Genomic DNA, 267 nt, shown 5'->3' with positions numbered 1-267 from the left:
TTAGTCATTTCTGTCTCGTCAGAGGAATAATTCCCTGATTGACGTTTTCTCCATGTCAGTCCTGCAAATTTGGCCAAACTATCGTGAGATGGAAAGGAAGCTATCGTACCTATCTCACTGATGATGCCAGAGGAAATAACAGGACCGATACCCTTGACAGAGATGAGTGATTGATATTGGCTGGGATTAAGCCCTTTTACCGTTTTTTCAATAGCCTTATCAACGGTTTCTATTTCCTTTTCCAAGGCTTTTATTACGTTTAAAGAA

Annotated in this window: 1 protein-coding gene; it reads right to left on the bottom strand. The window is 40.1% G+C overall.

Features of this window, described 5'->3' with window-relative positions:
• Positions 1 to 267: transposase (locus AD60_RS10070; RefSeq protein WP_146048854.1), on the bottom strand; the 267-nt coding region annotated here is incomplete at both ends.

This window comes from Petrotoga sp. SL27 (genome assembly GCF_002924605.1).
In the GTDB taxonomy this organism is placed as follows: domain Bacteria; phylum Thermotogota; class Thermotogae; order Petrotogales; family Petrotogaceae; genus Petrotoga; species Petrotoga sibirica.
This window is presented reverse-complemented; position numbering and strand designations above follow the sequence as displayed.